Raw genomic sequence first — 18,056 nt, 5'->3', positions numbered from 1 at the left:
GCCGCGCTTTCCCCATAAATGGGCGGCCCGGCCTGTCAATAGAAGCACTCTTGCCAAGCGCAGCCCGTACAAGCATAATTCATGTGTTGATATAACATTCAATAGGAGGGGTTCATGGCTTTAAGCTTGGCGCAATCCGACACGGCCCAAATGGAACATCCGATGGGCGAGATGAACACGACGCCGCTGGTCGATGTGATGCTGGTGCTGCTGATCATGTTCATCTTGACCATCCCGATCCAGACGCACAGCGTCGGTGTTGATCTTCCGCAAGGGCGGATAGAACGCTCTGTCGATATGAACCTCATCAAGAACAAGGTCAGCATTGATGCCGACGGCCTGATCCGTTGGAACGGGGCGGCGATTGACCGGATCACGCTCCGCCAATATCTCGCCGCGTCCCTGCGGATGCCGGTCGAGCCTGAGTTGCAGTTCGAACCGGACGCCGCCGCCCGCTACGTCGCGGTGGATGAAGTGCTCGCGGACATCCGTCGCGCCGGGGTGAAGAAACTCGGCTTCATCGGCAATGAGCGTTACGCTCAATTCTGACGCAAGCGGTCCGTCAGCATGATCCCCCTTGACCCGCCGTCCGGCTCATAGTCTTCTCCCGTCGGGGACTACAGGGGGGATCCATGGATCAGGAACGCTTTTACGGCGACAGCTTCGCCTTTGAAGGAAGCTGGCGTGAATATGCGCCAATCGCTTTCACTAATCTTCTGCTGACGATCGTCACGCTGGGCATCTATCGCTTCTGGGCGACGACGCGGACGCGGTGCTATCTTTGGGCGAACACGCGCTTCATCGACGACCGGCTCGAATGGACCGGGACGGGCAAGGAATTGTTCCTTGGCTTCCTGATGGTGGTCGCGATGGTCGGCGTGCCCTTCCTGATTCTTCAATTCAGTGCGCAGGCGTTGATCCTCCAGGGGCATGGCGGCGTGGCGGCCATTCTGACGCTGGCCGCTTTTGGCGGGATATTCTATATGGTCGGTGTCGCCCGATTCCGCGCGCTGCGTTACCGGCTGAGCCGAACCTGGTGGCACGGCATCCGTGGCGGCAGCGACGATCAGGGCTTTGGCTACGGCGTCTCCTATATGTGGAAGAGCGCTGTGGGCAGCCTTGCCCTCGGCCTGCTCATTCCCTGGTCGATGATGTCGTTGTGGAACGAGCGCTGGAACAAGATGAGCTTCGGCCCGCACCTGTTCGAGGCGGCGGGGGATCACGGCCCGGCCTTCAAGCGGTTCCTGCTCTTCTATCTGTTTCCGATCGCCCTTGTAGTGGTCGGCGGCATTATCGCTACCATGGCCATCCCGTTCGGTGACATGCAGAATGCTGGAGGCGCGGCAGTCGCTGGCATCCTGGCGATCATCGGCTTGGTGTTTGCCTTATATCTGGGCATGGGCCTCATCGCGCTCGCCTTCTACGCCAAATTCTTCCGCCAGGCGGTCGAGGGACTGTCGCTTGCTGGCCTCAATTTCCAATTCTGCGCTCGCACCAAGGATTGGCTGCTGCTGTTCCTTGGCGACATTGCCCTCGTCACTTGCACGCTCGGCGTCGGATCGATCTTCCTGCAATATCGTCACTGGAAATTCTTCGTCGCCCATATGGGAGCGACCGGCGAGATCTATACGGACGAACTCACCCAGTCGCAGACGAAGACAAGCCGCCATGGTGAGGGCCTTCTCGACGCGCTCGACGTGGGCGCCTTCTGACGCCGATGTCGGATTTCCGGCTCTGGCATTATGACGGTGTCACCGCGGTCCGGCGAAGCGTGCTGCTTCGCCAGGCTGCGGACGGCTTCGTGCTTGAAGAGCCGGAAAGTGGGTGGGCTGGCGCGCCTGCGGCTTGGTCCGATCTCACTGTCATCGGCGTCGAAAGCGGGCGCTCCGCCTATGGACACAGCGCCATTCCCGGCTGGCGTATGGGCTTTGCCGGGGAAGCCCCTGACGGCATTGCCGCCCATCTGCCCAAGGGGGCACGCTATGGTGGATGGATCGACCGTCTCGGATTCTGGCCAGCGGCGGCATTGTTCACCATAGCGGCGGTGCTGGTGGTCTGGGGCGCAGCCGAAGCGCCAGGAATCGTTGCACCGTTTATCCCGCGCAGCTGGGAAAACCGCATGGGCGATGCGATGGTGGGCGACTTCGGCGGCCGCTTCTGCCACACGCCTGCCGGGGACGCCGCGCTTCGCACATTGGTCGCGCAGGTCGATCCGCAGCATGAAGCGCGCGAGATCGCGCTCGCCAACATCCCGATGGTGAATGCCGTCACTTTGCCGGGCGGCCGCGTGATCCTGTTCGACGGGCTCATCCAGCAGGCCGGGTCGCCTGACGAGGTCGCTGGCGTTCTGGGCCATGAACTCGGCCATGTCCGCCACCGTGACACGATGACGGGCCTCATCCGCCAACTCGGCCTCAGTGTCGTCCTGGGCGGAGCAGGCGGCAATGCGGGCGGCTATCTCAACGGCGTACTGGCCATGAGCTACGGCCGCGAGGCCGAAACTGCAGCTGACGAGGTCGCCATTCAGCAAATGCGCAGCGCGAACATCTCCCCCGCGGGCACGGCCGCTTTCTTCGAGCGGATCGGCGGTAAGGAGGCAGGGACAGGCGCAAGGGCGATGACTTGGTTCTCCTCCCACCCGCTTTCCGCCGACCGCCGCCGCCGCTTCGCCGCAGCGGTGCAGCCAGGCACGCGCTATCGTTCCGCGCTCGACCCGGCGCAATGGCAGGCGCTCCGCAGTTCCTGTGCCAAAGACCCGAAAGTCGCGAAATTCTGGGGCAAGCCCTTCTGATCAGGCGAAGATCAGGCGGGCCTCCTTGCCCGTTTCCTGCAGGAAGGCAATGGGTCCGCTCACTGCGATATCGTCCGGCAAGTCCTGCGCGCCAATGCCGTGCAGCGCCATCCCGCTCTGACAGGCGAGAAGTGCGACGCCCAATCCCGACGCCTCTGCAATCAATTGCCTTAGCGTCGGCAACCCGGCCTCGCCATGCGCCGCATCCCTAGGCGCTTCAAAAGTGGGTGCGAGCAGGGCTACCGCGTCAAGTTGCAGGAAGATGCTGGCCCGCCCGCCCAACGCCGCCTGCGCGCTTGCCAGCACGAGCGCGCCACGCAGCCGCTCGGCATCGGCGGTCGCAACGATAATTCTCAGTTCGCGCATAGCTCTGCGGCGCACGCGCTGCAGCGTGGGTCCTTGGCGACTGAAACGGTCCGGAAGCGCATTGCCAGCAGGTCTGCCAGCAGCAACTTGCCCGCCATATCCGCGCCAAAAGGCACCAGCGCGCGGATCACCTCCAGCGCGGCCAAACTCCCCATGACGCCAGTCAGCGCGCCGATCACGCCCGTCTCTGCGCAGTTGCGCTCCGGTGCATCCTGCGGGTCGCCCACCAGGCAACGATAACAGGGTTGGCCGCTCTCCCACCCCCGGTAGGTGGCGAGTTGGCCCTCGAACGATCCCACGGCCGCCGACACCAGCGGGATACGCAGCCTTTGCGCGCAATCCGCCACAGCCAGCCGCGTCGCGAAACTGTCGCATCCGTCCAGCACCACATCGGCGTCACGCAGCATCAGCGCGGCATTGTCCGCATCGATTCGCGCGTTGATCGGGATGAGCTTCACATCGGGATTAAGCCGTGCGACCGCCGCCATGGCGCTTTCCGCTTTCGCCGCGCCGATGTCGTCCGTGCCGAACAGCACCTGCCGTTGCAGGTTGGACAGCGCGACATGATCATCATCGATGACGCGGATCGTGCCCACGCCCGCCGCCGCCAAATAGAGAATCGCCGGGCTGCCGATCCCGCCCGCGCCGATCACCGCGACATCCGCCGACAACAGCCGCGCCTGCCCTGCGCCGCCGATCTCCTTGAGGACGATATGGCGCGCATAGCGTTCCAGTTGCTCGTCGGAGAGCGTCAGCGGGGCAGGGGTCATGATGACGTCACTCCGGTCGATCCGAAACCACCGGAACCCCGCACCGTCTCGTCCAGTTCCTCAACCTCGGCAAAGCGGGCCATCTGCACCGGCGCCGCCACCAGCTGGGCGATCCGGTCGCCGCGCGCGATGACGAAGGGCTCCGATCCCAGATTGATCAGGATGACCTTCAACTCCCCCCGATAATCGGCATCGATCGTGCCGGGCGTGTTGGGAAGACTGATGCCATGCTTCAGCGCCAAGCCGGAGCGCGGCCGGACCTGCACCTCATAACCTTCGGGAATCGCCATGGCGAAGCCAGTCGCCACGGCATGCCGTCCGCCCGGCACGATGATCACATCTTCCGCCGACACCACGTCCATCCCCGCCGCATGGGCCGTCGCATAGATGGGAACAGGCAGCCCCGCGCCATGAGGCAGGCGCTTCAGGCGAATTTCAATGGGTGAGAGGTGGAAGGGCATTGGCGACCTTTTCGATGATACGGGTGGCGACGTCGTCCTTGGGCAGATGCTCCCAGCTTTCGACGCCCTGCGCGGTGACGATATGCACGCTGTTGCTGTCGCCGCCCATCACGTCTCCCGAAACGTCATTGGCGACGATCCAGTCGGCCCCCTTGCGCGCCAGCTTCGCCTGCGCATGTTCGGCGACCTTCTCCGTCTCGGCAGCGAAACCGATCAGCAGGGAAGGGCGCTGTCCATGCTTGCCCAGCGTAGCGAGAATGTCTGGATTTTCGATTAGTGTCAGCGGCGCGGGCTTGCCAGAGCCATCCTTCTTGAGCTTCTGGCCCGACGCGTCCGCTGTGCGCCAGTCGGCAACCGCCGCGACCATGATCGCCGCATCGGCGGGCAGCGCCTTTTCAACGGCGGTCAGCATCTCCCGCGCGCTTTCCACATCGATCCGGTCCGCCCCGGCAGGTGTCGGCAAATGCACCGGCCCCGCCACCAGCGTAACACGCGCCCCTGCCTTTACAGCGGCAGCTGCGATGGCGAAGCCCTGCTTCCCCGACGATCGGTTGGCGATATAGCGCACCGGATCAATCGGCTCATGCGTCGGCCCAGCGGTCACGAGGATGTGACGTCCTTTCAGGGGCCGTTCCACTGTCTCGAAATCAGGCTGCCCCGCCAGGGGATCGTTCGAGCCCGGCCGTGCAAGCAGCCGCTCTACCTCGGCCGCAATCGCTTCCGGCTCAGGCAGTCGGCCTTTGCCATATTCGCCGCAAGCCATCTCGCCGTCGTCCGGCTCCATCACCTGCACCCCATCGGCCCGCAGCTGCTTCAGGTTCCGCTGTGTCGCCGGATGATGCCACATGCGCACATTCATCGCGGGCACCGCCAGCACCGGCTTGTCGGTCGCCAGCAGCAGCGTGGTCGCCAGATCATCGGCAATGCCGTTCGCCATCTTCGCCAGGATGTTCGCCGTCGCGGGCGCTACTACCACCAAGTCCGCCTGGCGGCTCAGCTGGATATGCCCGATCTCGCGCTCTTCCTTAAGGTCGAACATGTCGCCATAGACATGGTCTTCGGTCAGCACGCCAAAAGCGAGCGGCGTCACGAACTTGCCCGCACTCTCGGTCAGCACCGCGCGCACCGCGATGCCGCGCTTTTTCAGCAGTCGCACTAGTTCCAGCGACTTATAGGCCGCGATGCCGCCGGAGACGATGAGGAGGATGCGAGACTGAGTCATAGCTGCAGATGTAGCAGCGCCGTAACGACCGCTCCAGCCACCGCAGCAACACCCGCGACAGCGGCATAGCGCCACCCGCCGCCGATGCGGATCAGCCTGACTTCGCTCAGCGGCGGCGGCGGCGGCGCGCCACCCTTCTCGGGGAAGGCTTCCTCCATCCGGCGCACCAGACCCGGGAGCCTTTGCAGCGTCCGCCAATTCTCGATCAACGCATCGGCCGCCTTGGCCTCCGGGCCCAGTTCCGCGCGCAGCCATTCCCGCACATAGGGGCCGCTTGTCTCCCACAGGTTGATGTCGGGGTCGAGCGCCGTCGCGACGCCCTCCACCATCACCATCGTCTTCTGCAGCAGCAACAGGTGCGGCTGGGTCTGCATGTCGAAGTCGCGCGTGATGGCGAATAGCCCGTCCAGCATCCCGCCCACCGACAGTTCGCGTACCGGCTTTCCGCGCATCGGCTCGCCAACCGCGCGCAGCGCCGTCGCGAACTCCTCGACATTATGATGGCCCGGCACATATTGCGCCTCGAAATGGATCTCGGCCACGCGCTTGTAATTGCCGGTGATCAGACCGTAGAGAATCTCCGCCAGCCACATCCGCGCGCGCCGGTCGATCCGGCCCATGATGCCGAAATCGATTGCGACGATGTCGCCATTGGCGGTGACGAACAGATTGCCCTGATGCATGTCGGCATGGAAGAAGCCCTCGGCAATCGCCTGCCGCAGGAAGGCGTTGACCAGCCGGGCGGCCAGGTCCTTGACGTCGTGGCCCGCCGCGATCAGCGCCTCCCGGTCGGAGATCTTGATCCCGTCGATCCATTCCATCGTCATGACCTTGCCGGTCGTGCGATCCCAATCGATGGCGGGGACGCGATAACCCGGCATCGCCTCCATCGCTTCGCTCAGTTCCGATGCGGAGGCGGCTTCACGCCGCAAGTCCAGCTCGCGAGCGGTCCAGCGCTTCATGTTGGCGATAACCAGCCGGGGCCGCAGCCGCGACGCCTCGCCGCCCAGCATCTCCATATGGGCTGCCGCCCACTCATAGGTCTGGATATCGCGATTAAACTGATCGGTAACGCCCGGCCGGATCACCTTCACCGCCACGTCGCGGCCGTCCTGGGTGATGGCGCGATGCACCTGCGCGATCGAAGCCGCGCCGACCGGCACTTCATCGAAATCGCGGTACATGCTTTCCAACGGCCGCCCGAAACTCTGCTCGATCTGTGCTCGCACTGTGGCGAACGGCACTGGCGGCAGCGCATCCTGCAGACGCAGCAGGTCGTCCGCCGCCTGCTCGCCAACCAGATCGGGCCGGGTGGCCAGCGTCTGCCCCAGCTTTATCGCCGCCGGGCCGATCGCCTGAAACGCATCGGCATAGCGCGGCTGCTTGGGCACCCGCGCGCCCACCCGCGCCAGCCGCACCAGCCGCCGCACCGGCGTCGGCGTCAGCGGATCGCGCTCTATCCCCCGCAACGCCCCATGCCGCGCCAAGGTCCGGCCCCATTTCAGTAGCCGCCAGATATGCGTCAGATGAGAAGGCATCCTAGTTTAGCCCCTCCCCTTCAAGGGAGGGATTGGGGAGGTGACCCGTTGCCTTGAAAGGACTGGGCTTCGTACTGGCCTGCGCCGCCATCAAATCTTCCACCCCGAATGGATCGCCACCAATCCGCCCAGGATCGGCTCGATCTTCGTGTGGACGAACCCGGCCTCCCGGATCATCCGCTCAAACTCGGGCATCGGCGGAAAGCGGCGGATCGATTCGATGAGGTAACGATAGCTGTCCTCGTCATCCGCCAACAGCTTGCCGAGCTTGGGCACCAGCCGATGCGAATAGACATCATATACATCGGAAAAGCCCGGCCAGGTGGTGGTCGAAAATTCCAGGCAGAAAAAGCGCCCGCCGAACTTCAGCACCCGGTGGGCCTCACGCAGCGCCTTGTCGATATGCGTCACATTGCGGATGCCGAAGGCGATCGTATAGGCATCGAAGCTGCGGTCTTTGAACGTCAGCTCTTCCGCATTCTGTTCCGACCAGATCAGCCCTTCGAGGCCCTTCTTCTTGGCCCGCTCGACACCGACGGCCAGCATTTCCGGGTTGATGTCCGACACCGTGACCCGCGCACCATGCTTAGCCAAGCGGAAGGCGATATCGCCCGTGCCGCCCGCCATGTCCAGGATCGCTTCATCCTTGCGCGGCTTCACACGCCCGATGAACTGGTCCTTCCAAAGCCGGTGTGCGCCCACGGACATGGCGTCGTTCATCAGGTCATATTTGGACGCGACATTGGAAAAGACGGCCCGCACCATCCCCTGCTTTTCAGAAGCATCCACATCGCGATAGCCGAAAGAAGCAGTGTCGTTCATGGCCGAGCCTCCTAGAGCATTTGCATGTCCCGAGGAAACACCCCAGATCAGCGAAAATGTTCAGGCACTTCTCCCAGCCGCTCATTTTGAGCGCAGTCGAGAAACGGCCGATCATATGTATTTCTCCAAGGATGATCTGAATGCCCGAACTGCCGGAAGTCGAAACCACCGTCGCAGGCCTGCGCTCGGTTTTGGAGGGCGCCGTCCTTACCCGCGTCGAGCCGCGCCGCTCCGACCTGCGTTTCCCGATCCCGGTGGACCTGCGGCAGCGGTTGACCGGCGCGACCGTCACCTCGCTCTCCCGCCGTGCCAAATATGGACTTATCGAAACGGATCGCGGCGATACGCTCATCTTTCACCTGGGCATGTCGGGGCGCTGGCGGATCGATCCGGCGGAGATCGGCGCGCATGACCATCTGCTGCTGGAGACAGGGGCGGGTCGGCTGCTCTCCTTGAATGATCCCCGGCGCTTCGGTTCGCTTGATCTGGTGCGCAGCGATGCCTGGCAAACCTATGCACCGTTCACGCGCATGGGGCCGGAACCTTTGGGACCCGGTTTCTCCGCCGCCTATCTCGCGCAAGCGCTGAAGGGGAAGGCGACGTCCATCAAGGCCGCGCTGCTCGACCAGCGCATAGTCGCGGGGTTGGGCAATATCTACGTCTGCGAGGCGCTCAACATGGCCGGGATTTCCCCGATGCGCGAAGCAGGGCGGATCAGCCGCGCCCGCCTCGCACTGCTGGCCGATGCGATTCGCGACGTGTTAACGGCCGCCATTGCTGCGGGGGGCTCAACTCTGCGTGATTATGCCCGGCCGGACGGGGAGCTAGGTTATTTCTCCAAACAGTGGCGCGTCTATGGCCGGGAGGGTGAAAGCTGCACCTGTGGCGGGCTGATCCGGCGTCGCGTGGATGGGGGGCGGTCCACCTTTTACTGCCCAAAATGCCAGAAATAGCGCGTCCCCAACCGTTGACGATGCGGCTTATCCCCTGTAAGGGGCGCACCTTCACAGGGGCTGGTGGGCGATTCCTACCGGCTCTTTTCACGAGATTTGACGAGACCGAGGACTTTAAATGGCCAATACGCCGCAAGCCAAGAAGCGCATCCGCCGCAACGAACGCCGTGCCGAAATCAACGGCGCCCGCATCAGCCGGATCCGCACCCTGGTGAAGAAGGTCGAAGCTGCTCTCGCCGCTGGCGACAAGGCGGCTGCGGCTGCGGCGCTGCAGACGGTCCAGCCGGAACTGGCGCGCGGCGTGGCCCGCGGCGTCGTGCACAAGAATACTGCGGCCCGCAAGTTCGGCCGCCTGACGAAGCGCGTCAGCGCGCTCGCCTGAGCCGCACCACTCGATCGTCGAACAGGTTGAAAGCCCGTCCCGCACTGCGGGGCGGGTTTTTTCATGATTCCGTCACGCGGCCGTAACGGAGACTCGCGGATTTCCGCGATTCTCTCATGATTCGGGGAAAAGCCGTCGGGACCGTATATTTGCTAAATAATTGAAATTATTGATAAAAATACCAATCCATCCGTTTTTCCCGGTTTTCCGAGTCAACGCCTTTATTTCACATTTTTGACCCGGCCCGCCCTTGATCCGGCGGAGATTGCCTGTCTATTTTCAACTCTCTGATCGCCACTCGAATCGAATCTCGGCGATCGTCATTGGGTTGTTCGGCACAGTTGCGTTGGAAAGCACACGCTTTTCAAAACGGTTTCATGTGTCTGATAGCTCCTGTCCGTCAGGGGCACAGTTGATGGGGGTCGACTGTTTATGAAGGGTTTAGCGGCAGTGTCAGGAAATTCGAGCGCTCAGGCTTCGCATGATCATGCGCGCCTCGAATCCGCCTGGGACGCCATCCGTACGGGGCTCCGCCGGGATATCGGTCCGCGCATGTTCGACCAGTGGCTAAAGGCTGGCCAACTGGGCGACTATTGCCCGGAATCCCAGACGCTGGATCTGCTGTTCGCGTCCGACTTCACCGCCAATTTCGTGTCCGGCCATTTCGGCGACCGCCTGCGCATGGCTTGGCGTTGTGCAGGTGTCGGCGTGCGGGAGGTGCGGCTGCGCCGTGCGCCCAATGCAGTCGGTCCGCGCCTGCTCGAAGCCGCTCCGGCGCAGGACGCTACCCCGGCGCTCGGCTCCGTCCCGGCGGAAGCCGTCGCCGCCTGCAATTTCCAGCCGCGCCACAGCTTCGCCGATTTCGTTACGGGCGATTCCAACCATCTCGCCTTTTCGGCGGCGCAGGCCGTCGCTGGCGAAGCTCAGCCGCGTTTCAGCCCGCTCTTCATCCATGGCAGCACCGGGCAGGGCAAGACGCACCTGCTGCACGCCATCGCCCAGCATTTCTCCATCCATTCGCCGAGCGCGCCGGTACTCTACATGTCGGCCGAGCGGTTCATGATGGAATTTGTGAACGCCATGCGCGCGAATGAAACCATGCTGTTCAAGGCGCGCCTGCGTGCTGCGCGGCTGCTGCTGATCGATGATATCCAGTTCATCGCTGGCAAGGGATCGACGCAGGAAGAATTTCTCCACACGATCAACGACCTCATCGATTCGGGCGCTCGCATCGTCGTCACGGCCGACCGTGCGCCGCAGATGCTTGATTCGATCGACGCCCGCATCCTCTCGCGCCTTGCGGGGGGGCTGGTGGCGGACATTCGCCCGGCCGACCTCGACCTACGCCTCGCCATCCTGGAGGCCAAGCGGGCCATCGCGGGCGATCCGCCCGTGCCTGACGCGGTTGTGGATTTCCTCGCCCGTTCGATCCGCTCGAACATCCGCGAGTTGGAGGGCGCATTCAACAAGCTGATCGCCTATGGCCAATTGACCGGCCGCTCGGTCGATCTCGAATTTGCACAGAGCATGCTGGCCGACGCCGTCCGCGCCAACGCCCGCCGCATCACCGTGGACGAAATTCAGAAGGTCTGCGCCGCACATTATAAGATCGACGCGTCCGAGATGCGCTCGAAGCGCCGCGCCCGCGCCGTCGCTCGTCCGCGTCAGGTCGCCATGTATCTCGCCAAGAAGATGACGCCGCGTTCGCTTCCCGAAATCGGCCGCATCTTCGGCGGCCGTGATCACAGCACGGTCATTCACGCCGTTCGCACGATAGAGGAATTGCGCCAGACCAACGCGGATATCGACGCGGACATTCGCGCGCTGCTGCGTCAGTTGGAAAACTGACGCTGACAAGAGGGTGGCGACGGGGTTAGGGTGAGAGCCATGATCCGCTCCGCCGCCCTGCTGCTCGCCGCTCTCCTGTCCCTCTCACCCGCTGCCGCGCAGCCCGCGCCGGCGCCTCCACCAGCCGACGTACGCGTCGCGCTCGATACCGGCGCGGGGCGCATCGTCATCGCGGTCCATGCGGACAAGGCGCCCATCACCGCACGCAATTTCCTGCGCTATGTCCATCAGAAGAGGTTTGACGGCACCAGCTTCTATCGCGGCGTCGGCTCGCCCGATTATGGTTTCGTCCAAGGCGGCACGCAAAATGCTCCGGCGCGCGTCCTGCCGCCCATCGCGCATGAGCCGACCACGCAAACCGGCCTCACCCATGATGACGGCGCACTCTCCATGGCCCGCTACGCGCCGGGGAGCGCGACAGGCGACTTCTTCATCGTGCTGGGCAAGATGCCCGGCATGGACGCCCATCCCGAAGCCGCTGGCGATAATCAGGGCTTTGCCGTCTTCGCCCATGTGGTGGACGGGATGGACGCCGTCCGCGCGATCCTCGTCGCGCCCAAATCGGCCACGGCGGGCGAGGGCGTAATGAAGGGCCAGATGCTCGACCAACCCGTCACGATACTGACTGCTCGCCGGCTTCCCTGACTCCGCAAAAGAAAAGCCCGGCGATCACAGACCGCCGGGCCAATCGGGCATGGCTGGGAGCCGCCCCGTTTCGATCCATTCAGCCTTTTCGCTCAGGCGGCAGGGTGATTTTCACATTCTCGCCATTCTGCCCCGGAAAGCCCGTGAACATGGCGTCGATCAAATTGGGCACCAGATAAGTCAGCCTGTTTGACAGCGACTGCGCGCTCGCCTTGCCTTCAAACAGCCGCCGGTTATCCGCCGCCCGGTCGATCTTCATGCTAAGATCGCTGGTATAGACGGTATAGCTGCTGACATCGCTATATCCTGGGCCGAACAGCCAGGGATCATAAAAGCCATACCCCCATGGACGGCCCCAACGCCCGCGCCAGCCCCAACCGCCGTAGAAGAATGGATCGGGCGGACCGAAGCCGGTCGATCGCACCTTCTCCCGTCCATTATCGACATGATAGGCGACGCGGACGATCAGGTCGGCTCGCGCCGGATCGCTCGCAGGCACATAGCCCGTCTGCGACAAGCGTTGGCCGACGAGGCCCGCATATTGCGAAAATTCAAGACCGCCTGCCAGGCGCGGATCGTCGGCTACGATGATGAAGCTCTGCCCGGCGGGGGCGGGTAGCTGCTGGAAGCGGGCCACGTCCGCCTTGAACGACGTCGCGCAGCCAGACAGGGCCACCAGCGCCAGAGCGGGCGCCGCAGCCAGTCCGATCTTCTTGAAAAGAGTCATTGTTCTGCGTCCTGTAGGCGGTAAGCCTGTTACAACCTTGCGCTCTGGCGTAGCAGAACGCAACTGAACATCATTTGAACGCTCGCACAGGGCGCGCGGGCGCAAATCATGTCCGGCCATCCTTCAAGACGGCGCGGCCATCATCTTCCCGTCACTACCGGCAGTCATGCTTCAGCGCATCAGGCCCATTGCGTCATAGGCGGCGCGCAGCGTCGGTTCGGCCGCAGCCGACGCTTTGGCGGCTCCCTTTTTCAGGATCGCATCCAACGCGGCATCGTCGGTGCGCAGTTCCAGGAAGCGGGTGCGGATCGGCCGAAGCGTCTCCACCAGCAACTCGCCCAGCGCAGGCTTGAACGCGCCAAAGCCCTTGCCAGCAAATTCTGCGCACACTGCGTCGGCGCTCATCCCGGCCAGCGTCGCATAGATGCCGACAAGGTTGTTCGCCTCCGACCGCCCCACAAGGCCCTCTGCGCGCTCAGGCAGCGGTTCGGGATCGGTCTTCGCCTTCCTCACCTTCTGCATGATCGCGTCGTCATCGTCGGTCAGGTTGATGCGGCTCATGTCGCTGGGATCGGACTTGGACATTTTCGCCGTGCCATCGCGAAAGGACATGATGCGCGCCGACTCCTTGGGGATGATCGGATCGGGCAGGGTGAACAACTCCACCCCAAAGTCGGTGTTGAACTTGGTGGCGATGTCGCGCGCCAGTTCCAGATGCTGCTTCTGGTCCTCGCCCACGGGCACATGGGTGGCGTTATAGACGAGGATGTCGGCTGCCTGCAGGACGGGATAGACGAACAGTCCGATCGATGCGCCCTCGCGGTTCTTGCCCGCCTTGTCCTTGAATTGGGTCATGCGGTTGAGCCAGCCGATCCGCGCGGTGCCGTTCAGCAACCAGCACAGCTCTGCATGGGCCGGAACACGGGCCTGGTTGAACAGCACCGACCGATCCGGATCGATCCCGGCCGCGACCAGAGCCGCCGCCATGTCGCGCACATTGCGGATGCGCTGCTCGCGCCCTTCATGCGCGGTGATCGAATGCATGTCCGCCAGGAAGAAGAAGCACTGGCTGCTCGCGTCCATCTCATCCTGCATCCGCACCCAGTTGCGGATCGCGCCCAGATAATTGCCCAGGTGTAGATTGCCGGTCGGCTGGATGCCGGAAAGGACGCGCATTCTTCTATCCGTTCTTCGATGTTGCGGTTGATCCCCGACGGCGCATCAGCGCCTTGAGGTCGGACACCCGATAAGCGCCCGTAAGGAAACAGGCCACCCCGTAAAGGGCGATCCCCGCGCCGACAAGCATGGCGAGAGCTATGTAACGCTGGACCATCGCGCCGCCGAGCCACGGCTCTAACAAGCTTTCCCCCGCCAGCAGCGCGCCGCCCATCACCAGCGCCGCCAGCGCGAGGCGGGGTAGCCGCCGGCGTAGCTGAGCATCGGCCGTGAAATGGCCGCGCTTCACCAGTGTTGCATAAAGCATCGCGACGTTGACGGTGGAGGACAGCGCGGTGGCCAGCGGCGGCGCGACATGCCCCAGTCCCACGCGGGCCATCAGCGGGATCAGTGCGATATTGCCGATGATGTTGATAAGGATCGAAAGCATCGCATAACGAACGGGCGTTTTCGTGTCGCCGCGCGCATAATAGCCGGGCGTCAGCACCTTCACGAGGACATAGGATGGCAGGCCGATTGAAAAGGCCGACAGCGCCCAGCCGCACCGGCGCGCATCCTCGACCGTGAAACGCCCATATTGGAACAGGCCCCGCACGATCGGCTCAGCCACGGTGATGAAGGCGATGGTTGCGGGTAAGGTGAGGAACAGCGCCAGCTCGATCCCCCGATTTTGCGTTTCCATCGCCACGGCGTCCTGCCCGGTCGATAGCAGGCGCGAGATCGTCGGCAACAATATGGTGCCCAGGCCAATGCCAATCAGCCCCAGCGGCAGCTGGTTCAACCGGTCGGCATAATAAATATAGGTGATCGATCCCGACGCCAGCAGCCACCCCGACAGGGCGGTCGAGATCAGCAAGTTGATCTGCGACGCGCCAGCGCCCGCTGCTGCGGGCACGATCAGGCGCAACAGCTCGCGTACGTCGGCGTCCAGGCGTGGCCGCTTCAATTTCATCGACACGCCCGCGCGGCGGCAGGCCCATATCAGCCAGAGCAATTGCAGCGCGCCGCCGACGGTCACCGAAATAGCCTGGACCCGCGCGGTTTCATATTCATCCGCGCCATGGAACAGCCACAGCCCGGCAATCATCGCCAGGTTGAGCAGGATCGGCGCGGCCGCATTGACCCAGAATTTGTCGAGTGAGTTCAATATGCCGCCCAGCAGCGAGGCAAGGCTGATCAACGCCAGATAGGGCAGTGTGATGCGAGACAGCAGCACCGCGAACGCGAATTGTTCAGGTGTCGGGTTCTGCCGCGAAAATCCGCCCGACAACAGCCAGGTGATGGGCCAGGCCGCGGCGACCAGCACGACGGTGAAAAGGATCAGGACTGGCAGCAGCACGGCCAGCGCGCGCTCGGCGAAATGATAGCCTTCCGCAACACCTCCCGGTCCGGCGGCCTTGCGATTGAACATCGGGATGAAGGCGGCGGAAAAGGCGCCCTCTGCAAAGAGAGCGCGGAACATGTTGGGCAGACGGAAGGCCACGCCATTGAAGGCGTCCGACGCGAAACCCGCGCCGACATAGCGAGCGGCCAGCGAATCCCGCACCAGCGCCAGCACGCGGCTGGCAAGCGTCAGCCCGCCGACCGAGCCAAGCGCTTTGACGAGTTTCACTATGCCATACCCCGCTCGTCCTGAGTAACCACTGAGCAACGTCGAAGTGGCGTATCGAAGGACAGGTATAAATATGCTTCGATACGGGGCTTCAACACACTCAGTCCCTACTCAGCACGAACGGTGATGCGCGCGCTCAGGCGTGGCCGGCCGGCTCACCCGCCGTCTGTGCAATGGCCTGCGCCTGCTGTTCGTAAAGAGCGCCAAAATCGATCGGGTCCAGCAGCAGCGGCGGGAAGCCGCCGTCGCGGATCGCGTCCGCCAGCACGCGGCGGGCGAAAGGGAAGATGAGGCGCGGCGCTTCGGCCAGCATGAAGGGCTGAAGCTGTTCGTCGGGCACGTTGCGCATGCCGAAGATCGCGGCATAGAGCAGTTCGACGGCAAAGGCGGTGCCTTGCGGTGCGGTCGCCTTCACTTCGATCTTCAGCGAAACCTCGACCACTTCTTCGCCGACCTTGTCGGCGCCGATGTTGAACTGGACGTCGATCTGCGGCTGGTCCGGCCACTGATAGACGGTCGGAGCGTTCGGGTTTTCGAACGACAGGTCTTTCACATATTGGCTGATCAGCGCGATTTGCGGACTCGTGTCCGCGCCGTTGCCCACGTTGGCGGTCTGGATGCTATCGGCTTCGTCGGCCATTTGTGTTCCCTGATTTTCCCTGTTGATCCGCAGGCGACGCGCCCGGGACAATGGCCCGTGCGCTTAGCAGGGGCGGCGGGGCAGGGCAATGGCGGCTGCCAAAGCGGCCATTTGAATTTGGGGGAAACATGCCTATGTTGGTTGCGTTGTCATTCTAGATCTAGACCAAAGGGTGCCTGGCCCCGTGTATGTAATTGTCATCCTCGCCCTCATCGCCGGTTTTCTGGCGCTGCGGCTCTATTCCGTCCTCGGTAAGCGGACGGGGCATGAGCAGGAGCCTGCGCTGCGTCCGGCCGAGGAGCGGGCTAAAGTGACTGTGCTTCAGCCGCGTCCGATGACCGACCTTCCCGGTGATTCGGTTCGCCTTGCCGATGGCCTGATCGCTTCGGGTGGCGAATTGGGCGTGCGCGCGCTGATCGCCGCTGACCGCAACTTCGACGTGCCGCAATTCGTCGAAGGCGCGAAGGCTGCGTACAAAATGGTGCTCGAAGCCTTCTGGCGCGGCGACCGTTCGGAACTGGAATGGCTCTGCGACGCCGATGTACTGGCGTCCTTCGAAGAATCGATCGCGCAGCGTGAAGCGGCTGGCCATGTCCTCGACAATCGCCTGGTCCGCATCGAAAAGGCGCAGATCGTCGATGCGAGCGTCAACGGCCGGATCGCCGAAGTGTCGCTGCGGTTCGAAGCCGACATCGCCGCCGTCACCCGCGACCATGATGGCAATGTCGTTGCCGGGTCGCTGACCGACGCGGTCGGCACAAACGACATCTGGACCTTCACGCGTGACCTGCGCAGCACTGATCCCAACTGGAAGCTCAGCGAAACCGACGAGGCTGCATGAGCCTGCGTAAGTCGGGCGCGCCGCTACTCGCGGCGCTGCTGCTATCGGCGTGCGCGGGCGGTGTGATTCCTCCTGGCGCAACGGGGCCTGCTCCCGCGCGTCCGTCACGCGGTGGTGAGACGGCGGCCCGCCCGCGTCCCGCCACGCCGCGCCCGGCGTTGCCGGTGACCCCGCCTCCGGTTCCAGTCACCGATACCGGAACGGCGCTTGCCACAGGGGTCACTCGGGGTCCTGAAATTGCCAGCCTGATCCCCGCCGGAGAACGCGCCCGAAAGGCATTAGAGGCTTTCCGCATCTCTTGTCCCTCGCTGATGCGCCGCACCGACCAGAGCGGGCTCACTCGAGGATCGGATTGGAACAGCGCCTGCGCCGCCGCGTCCAGTTGGCCTGACGCGAACGCCAATGAATTCTTCTCGCGCAATTTCGAAGCCGTGCAGGTGGGGCCGGGAACAGCCTTCGTCACCGGCTATTATGAACCGGAAATAGCGGGATCGCGTACGCGCCAGCCCGGTTACCAGATCCCGATATACCGCCGCCCGCCCGACCTGATCGATGTCAATCTCGGCCTGTTCAGCGATAGCCTGAAAGGCAAGACGATTCGCGGCAAGGTGCAGGGAAGCAACTTCGTCCCCTTCGATGATCGGGCGCAGATCGTCACCGGCTCATTGGCGGGCCGGGGCCTGGAGATCGCCTGGGCTGCGGACCCCGTGGAATTCTTCTTCCTGCAAGTACAGGGCAGCGGTCGCCTTCTGCTTCCCGATGGCGGCGTCATGCGGATCGGCTATGACGGGCAAAATGGCCGGGATTATACCGGCATAGGCAAGCTGATGAAGGATCGCGGGCTGATCCAGGCGGGCTCGATGCAGGACATCATGGCCTGGCTGCGCGCCAACCCTGAGGAGGGCGCGCAGATCATGAACGAGAATAAGAGCTTCGTCTTTTTTCGGGAGCTGACCGGCGCGGGGCCGCTCGGTGCGCTGGGCGTGCCCGTGACGGCGGAGGCGACGGTGGCCGCAGATCCCAAATATGTGCCGCTCGGGGCTCCCGTCCTGCTCTCGCTTGATCGCGCAGAACCCAATGGCCTGTGGATCGCGCAGGATACCGGCGGCGCGATCAAGGGCGCCAACCGCTTCGACAGCTTCTGGGGCGCCGGAGACCGCGCCCGGTCGGTCGCCGGCGGCATGTCCGCACGCGGAAGCGCGCTCATCCTGCTGCCGATAGGTTCGGCGGCTCGCCTTTCGCGCCAGTGAGCGTCTCTGGCC

General features: G+C 63.6%; 19 protein-coding genes. 9 read left to right on the top strand and 10 right to left on the bottom strand.

Annotated features, from left to right (window positions below):
* The first annotated feature begins 114 nt into the window (after positions 1-114).
* The 3 genes from ACFO3E_RS00775 (at position 115) to ACFO3E_RS00765 (ending at position 2,791) form a co-directional block, all read left to right on the top strand.
* Positions 115-549, top strand: coding sequence for an ExbD/TolR family protein (locus ACFO3E_RS00775; RefSeq protein ID WP_380801751.1), 435 nt, complete (start codon positions 115-117; stop codon positions 547-549).
* Positions 550-632: 83 nt separating this feature from the next.
* A complete protein-coding gene (locus ACFO3E_RS00770) occupies positions 633-1,712 on the top strand; it encodes a YjgN family protein (protein ID WP_066525177.1) in 1,080 nt (359 codons plus the stop codon).
* A gap of 59 nt (positions 1,713-1,771) precedes the next feature.
* Positions 1,772-2,791, top strand: a complete 1,020-nt coding sequence (locus ACFO3E_RS00765) for a M48 family metallopeptidase (RefSeq protein ID WP_380801748.1) — start codon at positions 1,772-1,774, stop codon at positions 2,789-2,791.
* Here the strand turns inward: ACFO3E_RS00765 and ACFO3E_RS00760 are convergent, their stop codons facing one another.
* From ACFO3E_RS00760 to ACFO3E_RS00735, 6 genes are all read right to left on the bottom strand, one after another.
* A complete protein-coding gene (locus tag ACFO3E_RS00760) occupies positions 2,792-3,157 on the bottom strand; it encodes a DsrE family protein (protein ID WP_066525172.1) in 366 nt (121 codons plus the stop codon).
* Positions 3,145-3,927, bottom strand: a complete 783-nt coding sequence (locus ACFO3E_RS00755) for a HesA/MoeB/ThiF family protein (protein WP_380801745.1) — start codon at positions 3,925-3,927, stop codon at positions 3,145-3,147. The genes ACFO3E_RS00760 and ACFO3E_RS00755 overlap by 13 nt, the downstream gene beginning before the upstream one ends.
* On the bottom strand, positions 3,924-4,388 hold the full coding sequence (gene dut, locus ACFO3E_RS00750) for a dUTP diphosphatase (RefSeq protein ID WP_066525167.1): 465 nt from the start codon (positions 4,386-4,388) through the stop codon (positions 3,924-3,926). The genes ACFO3E_RS00755 and dut overlap by 4 nt, the downstream gene beginning before the upstream one ends.
* On the bottom strand, positions 4,363-5,610 hold the full coding sequence (gene coaBC / locus ACFO3E_RS00745; protein ID WP_066525164.1) for a bifunctional phosphopantothenoylcysteine decarboxylase/phosphopantothenate--cysteine ligase CoaBC: 1,248 nt from the start codon (positions 5,608-5,610) through the stop codon (positions 4,363-4,365). Before coaBC ends, dut begins: the two co-directional genes overlap by 26 nt.
* Positions 5,607-7,148 carry a 2-polyprenylphenol 6-hydroxylase gene (ubiB, locus tag ACFO3E_RS00740; protein ID WP_066525161.1) on the bottom strand — a complete coding sequence of 514 codons (1,542 nt, stop codon included), beginning with the start codon at positions 7,146-7,148 and terminating at the stop codon, positions 5,607-5,609. Before ubiB ends, coaBC begins: the two co-directional genes overlap by 4 nt.
* A 90-nt stretch (positions 7,149-7,238) precedes the next feature.
* Positions 7,239-7,970, bottom strand: coding sequence for a class I SAM-dependent methyltransferase (locus tag ACFO3E_RS00735; protein ID WP_066525158.1), 732 nt, complete (start codon positions 7,968-7,970; stop codon positions 7,239-7,241).
* Positions 7,971-8,110: 140 nt separating this feature from the next.
* Between ACFO3E_RS00735 and mutM the strand changes: the two genes are divergently transcribed.
* From mutM to ACFO3E_RS00715, 4 genes are all read left to right on the top strand, one after another.
* On the top strand, positions 8,111-8,923 hold the full coding sequence (mutM, locus tag ACFO3E_RS00730) for a bifunctional DNA-formamidopyrimidine glycosylase/DNA-(apurinic or apyrimidinic site) lyase (RefSeq protein ID WP_066525155.1): 813 nt from the start codon (positions 8,111-8,113) through the stop codon (positions 8,921-8,923).
* 118 nt (positions 8,924-9,041) lie between these two features.
* Entirely contained in the window at positions 9,042-9,305 is a 264-nt protein-coding gene (gene rpsT / locus ACFO3E_RS00725) for a 30S ribosomal protein S20 (RefSeq protein ID WP_066525153.1), read from the top strand.
* A 432-nt stretch (positions 9,306-9,737) separates the two neighbouring features.
* On the top strand, positions 9,738-11,153 hold the full coding sequence (gene dnaA / locus ACFO3E_RS00720; protein WP_066525152.1) for a chromosomal replication initiator protein DnaA: 1,416 nt from the start codon (positions 9,738-9,740) through the stop codon (positions 11,151-11,153).
* A gap of 39 nt (positions 11,154-11,192) precedes the next feature.
* Positions 11,193-11,798 carry a peptidylprolyl isomerase gene (locus tag ACFO3E_RS00715; protein WP_380801740.1) on the top strand — a complete coding sequence of 202 codons (606 nt, stop codon included), beginning with the start codon at positions 11,193-11,195 and terminating at the stop codon, positions 11,796-11,798.
* Between the two features lie 79 nt (positions 11,799-11,877).
* Here ACFO3E_RS00715 and ACFO3E_RS00710 read toward each other — a convergent pair whose 3' ends face one another.
* From ACFO3E_RS00710 to secB, 4 genes are all read right to left on the bottom strand, one after another.
* Complete coding sequence (locus tag ACFO3E_RS00710) at positions 11,878-12,525, bottom strand: DUF4136 domain-containing protein (RefSeq protein ID WP_066525148.1); 648 nt, start codon at positions 12,523-12,525, stop codon at positions 11,878-11,880.
* Positions 12,526-12,696: 171 nt separating this feature from the next.
* Positions 12,697-13,701 (bottom strand): tryptophan--tRNA ligase, encoded by a 1,005-nt coding sequence (gene trpS / locus ACFO3E_RS00705; RefSeq protein WP_066525144.1) that lies wholly within the window; start codon positions 13,699-13,701, stop codon positions 12,697-12,699.
* A 4-nt stretch (positions 13,702-13,705) separates the two neighbouring features.
* Positions 13,706-15,313 (bottom strand): murein biosynthesis integral membrane protein MurJ, encoded by a 1,608-nt coding sequence (murJ, locus tag ACFO3E_RS00700; RefSeq protein WP_066525141.1) that lies wholly within the window; start codon positions 15,311-15,313, stop codon positions 13,706-13,708.
* A 136-nt stretch (positions 15,314-15,449) separates the two neighbouring features.
* Positions 15,450-15,953 (bottom strand): protein-export chaperone SecB, encoded by a 504-nt coding sequence (secB, locus tag ACFO3E_RS00695; RefSeq protein WP_066525138.1) that lies wholly within the window; start codon positions 15,951-15,953, stop codon positions 15,450-15,452.
* A gap of 184 nt (positions 15,954-16,137) precedes the next feature.
* Here secB and ACFO3E_RS00690 point away from each other — a divergent pair, with 184 nt between their 5' ends.
* The gene (locus ACFO3E_RS00690; protein ID WP_066525136.1) at positions 16,138-16,794 is read left to right on the top strand and encodes a Tim44/TimA family putative adaptor protein; all 657 of its coding nucleotides are present in this window, start codon (positions 16,138-16,140) and stop codon (positions 16,792-16,794) included.
* Positions 16,791-18,044 carry a murein transglycosylase A gene (mltA, locus tag ACFO3E_RS00685; protein WP_066525134.1) on the top strand — a complete coding sequence of 418 codons (1,254 nt, stop codon included), beginning with the start codon at positions 16,791-16,793 and terminating at the stop codon, positions 18,042-18,044. The genes ACFO3E_RS00690 and mltA overlap by 4 nt, the downstream gene beginning before the upstream one ends.
* Positions 18,045-18,056 lie beyond the last annotated feature (12 nt).

Source organism: Sphingobium tyrosinilyticum (assembly GCF_042654265.1).
GTDB classification, from domain to species: Bacteria; Pseudomonadota; Alphaproteobacteria; order Sphingomonadales; family Sphingomonadaceae; genus Sphingobium; species Sphingobium tyrosinilyticum.
The sequence above is the reverse complement of the archived record's forward strand: the minus strand, read 5'-3'. Positions and strand labels throughout refer to the sequence as shown.

What these genes read in the sequence shown, in the direction of transcription:
- ACFO3E_RS00775 (WP_380801751.1), top strand. Translation starts at nt 115, where the DNA reads ATGGCTTTAAGCTTGGCGCAATCCGACACGGCCCAAATGGAACATCCG.
- ACFO3E_RS00770 (WP_066525177.1), top strand. Translation starts at nt 633, where the DNA reads ATGGATCAGGAACGCTTTTACGGCGACAGCTTCGCCTTTGAAGGAAGC.
- ACFO3E_RS00760 (WP_066525172.1), bottom strand. Translation starts at nt 3,157, where the DNA reads ATGCGCGAACTGAGAATTATCGTTGCGACCGCCGATGCCGAGCGGCTG.
- ACFO3E_RS00755 (WP_380801745.1), bottom strand. Translation starts at nt 3,927, where the DNA reads ATGACCCCTGCCCCGCTGACGCTCTCCGACGAGCAACTGGAACGCTAT.
- dut (WP_066525167.1), bottom strand. Translation starts at nt 4,388, where the DNA reads ATGCCCTTCCACCTCTCACCCATTGAAATTCGCCTGAAGCGCCTGCCT.
- coaBC (WP_066525164.1), bottom strand. Translation starts at nt 5,610, where the DNA reads ATGACTCAGTCTCGCATCCTCCTCATCGTCTCCGGCGGCATCGCGGCC.
- ubiB (WP_066525161.1), bottom strand. Translation starts at nt 7,148, where the DNA reads ATGCCTTCTCATCTGACGCATATCTGGCGGCTACTGAAATGGGGCCGG.
- ACFO3E_RS00735 (WP_066525158.1), bottom strand. Translation starts at nt 7,970, where the DNA reads ATGAACGACACTGCTTCTTTCGGCTATCGCGATGTGGATGCTTCTGAA.
- mutM (WP_066525155.1), top strand. Translation starts at nt 8,111, where the DNA reads ATGCCCGAACTGCCGGAAGTCGAAACCACCGTCGCAGGCCTGCGCTCG.
- rpsT (WP_066525153.1), top strand. Translation starts at nt 9,042, where the DNA reads ATGGCCAATACGCCGCAAGCCAAGAAGCGCATCCGCCGCAACGAACGC.
- dnaA (WP_066525152.1), top strand. Translation starts at nt 9,738, where the DNA reads ATGAAGGGTTTAGCGGCAGTGTCAGGAAATTCGAGCGCTCAGGCTTCG.
- ACFO3E_RS00715 (WP_380801740.1), top strand. Translation starts at nt 11,193, where the DNA reads ATGATCCGCTCCGCCGCCCTGCTGCTCGCCGCTCTCCTGTCCCTCTCA.
- ACFO3E_RS00710 (WP_066525148.1), bottom strand. Translation starts at nt 12,525, where the DNA reads ATGACTCTTTTCAAGAAGATCGGACTGGCTGCGGCGCCCGCTCTGGCG.
- trpS (WP_066525144.1), bottom strand. Translation starts at nt 13,701, where the DNA reads ATGCGCGTCCTTTCCGGCATCCAGCCGACCGGCAATCTACACCTGGGC.
- secB (WP_066525138.1), bottom strand. Translation starts at nt 15,953, where the DNA reads ATGGCCGACGAAGCCGATAGCATCCAGACCGCCAACGTGGGCAACGGC.
- mltA (WP_066525134.1), top strand. Translation starts at nt 16,791, where the DNA reads ATGAGCCTGCGTAAGTCGGGCGCGCCGCTACTCGCGGCGCTGCTGCTA.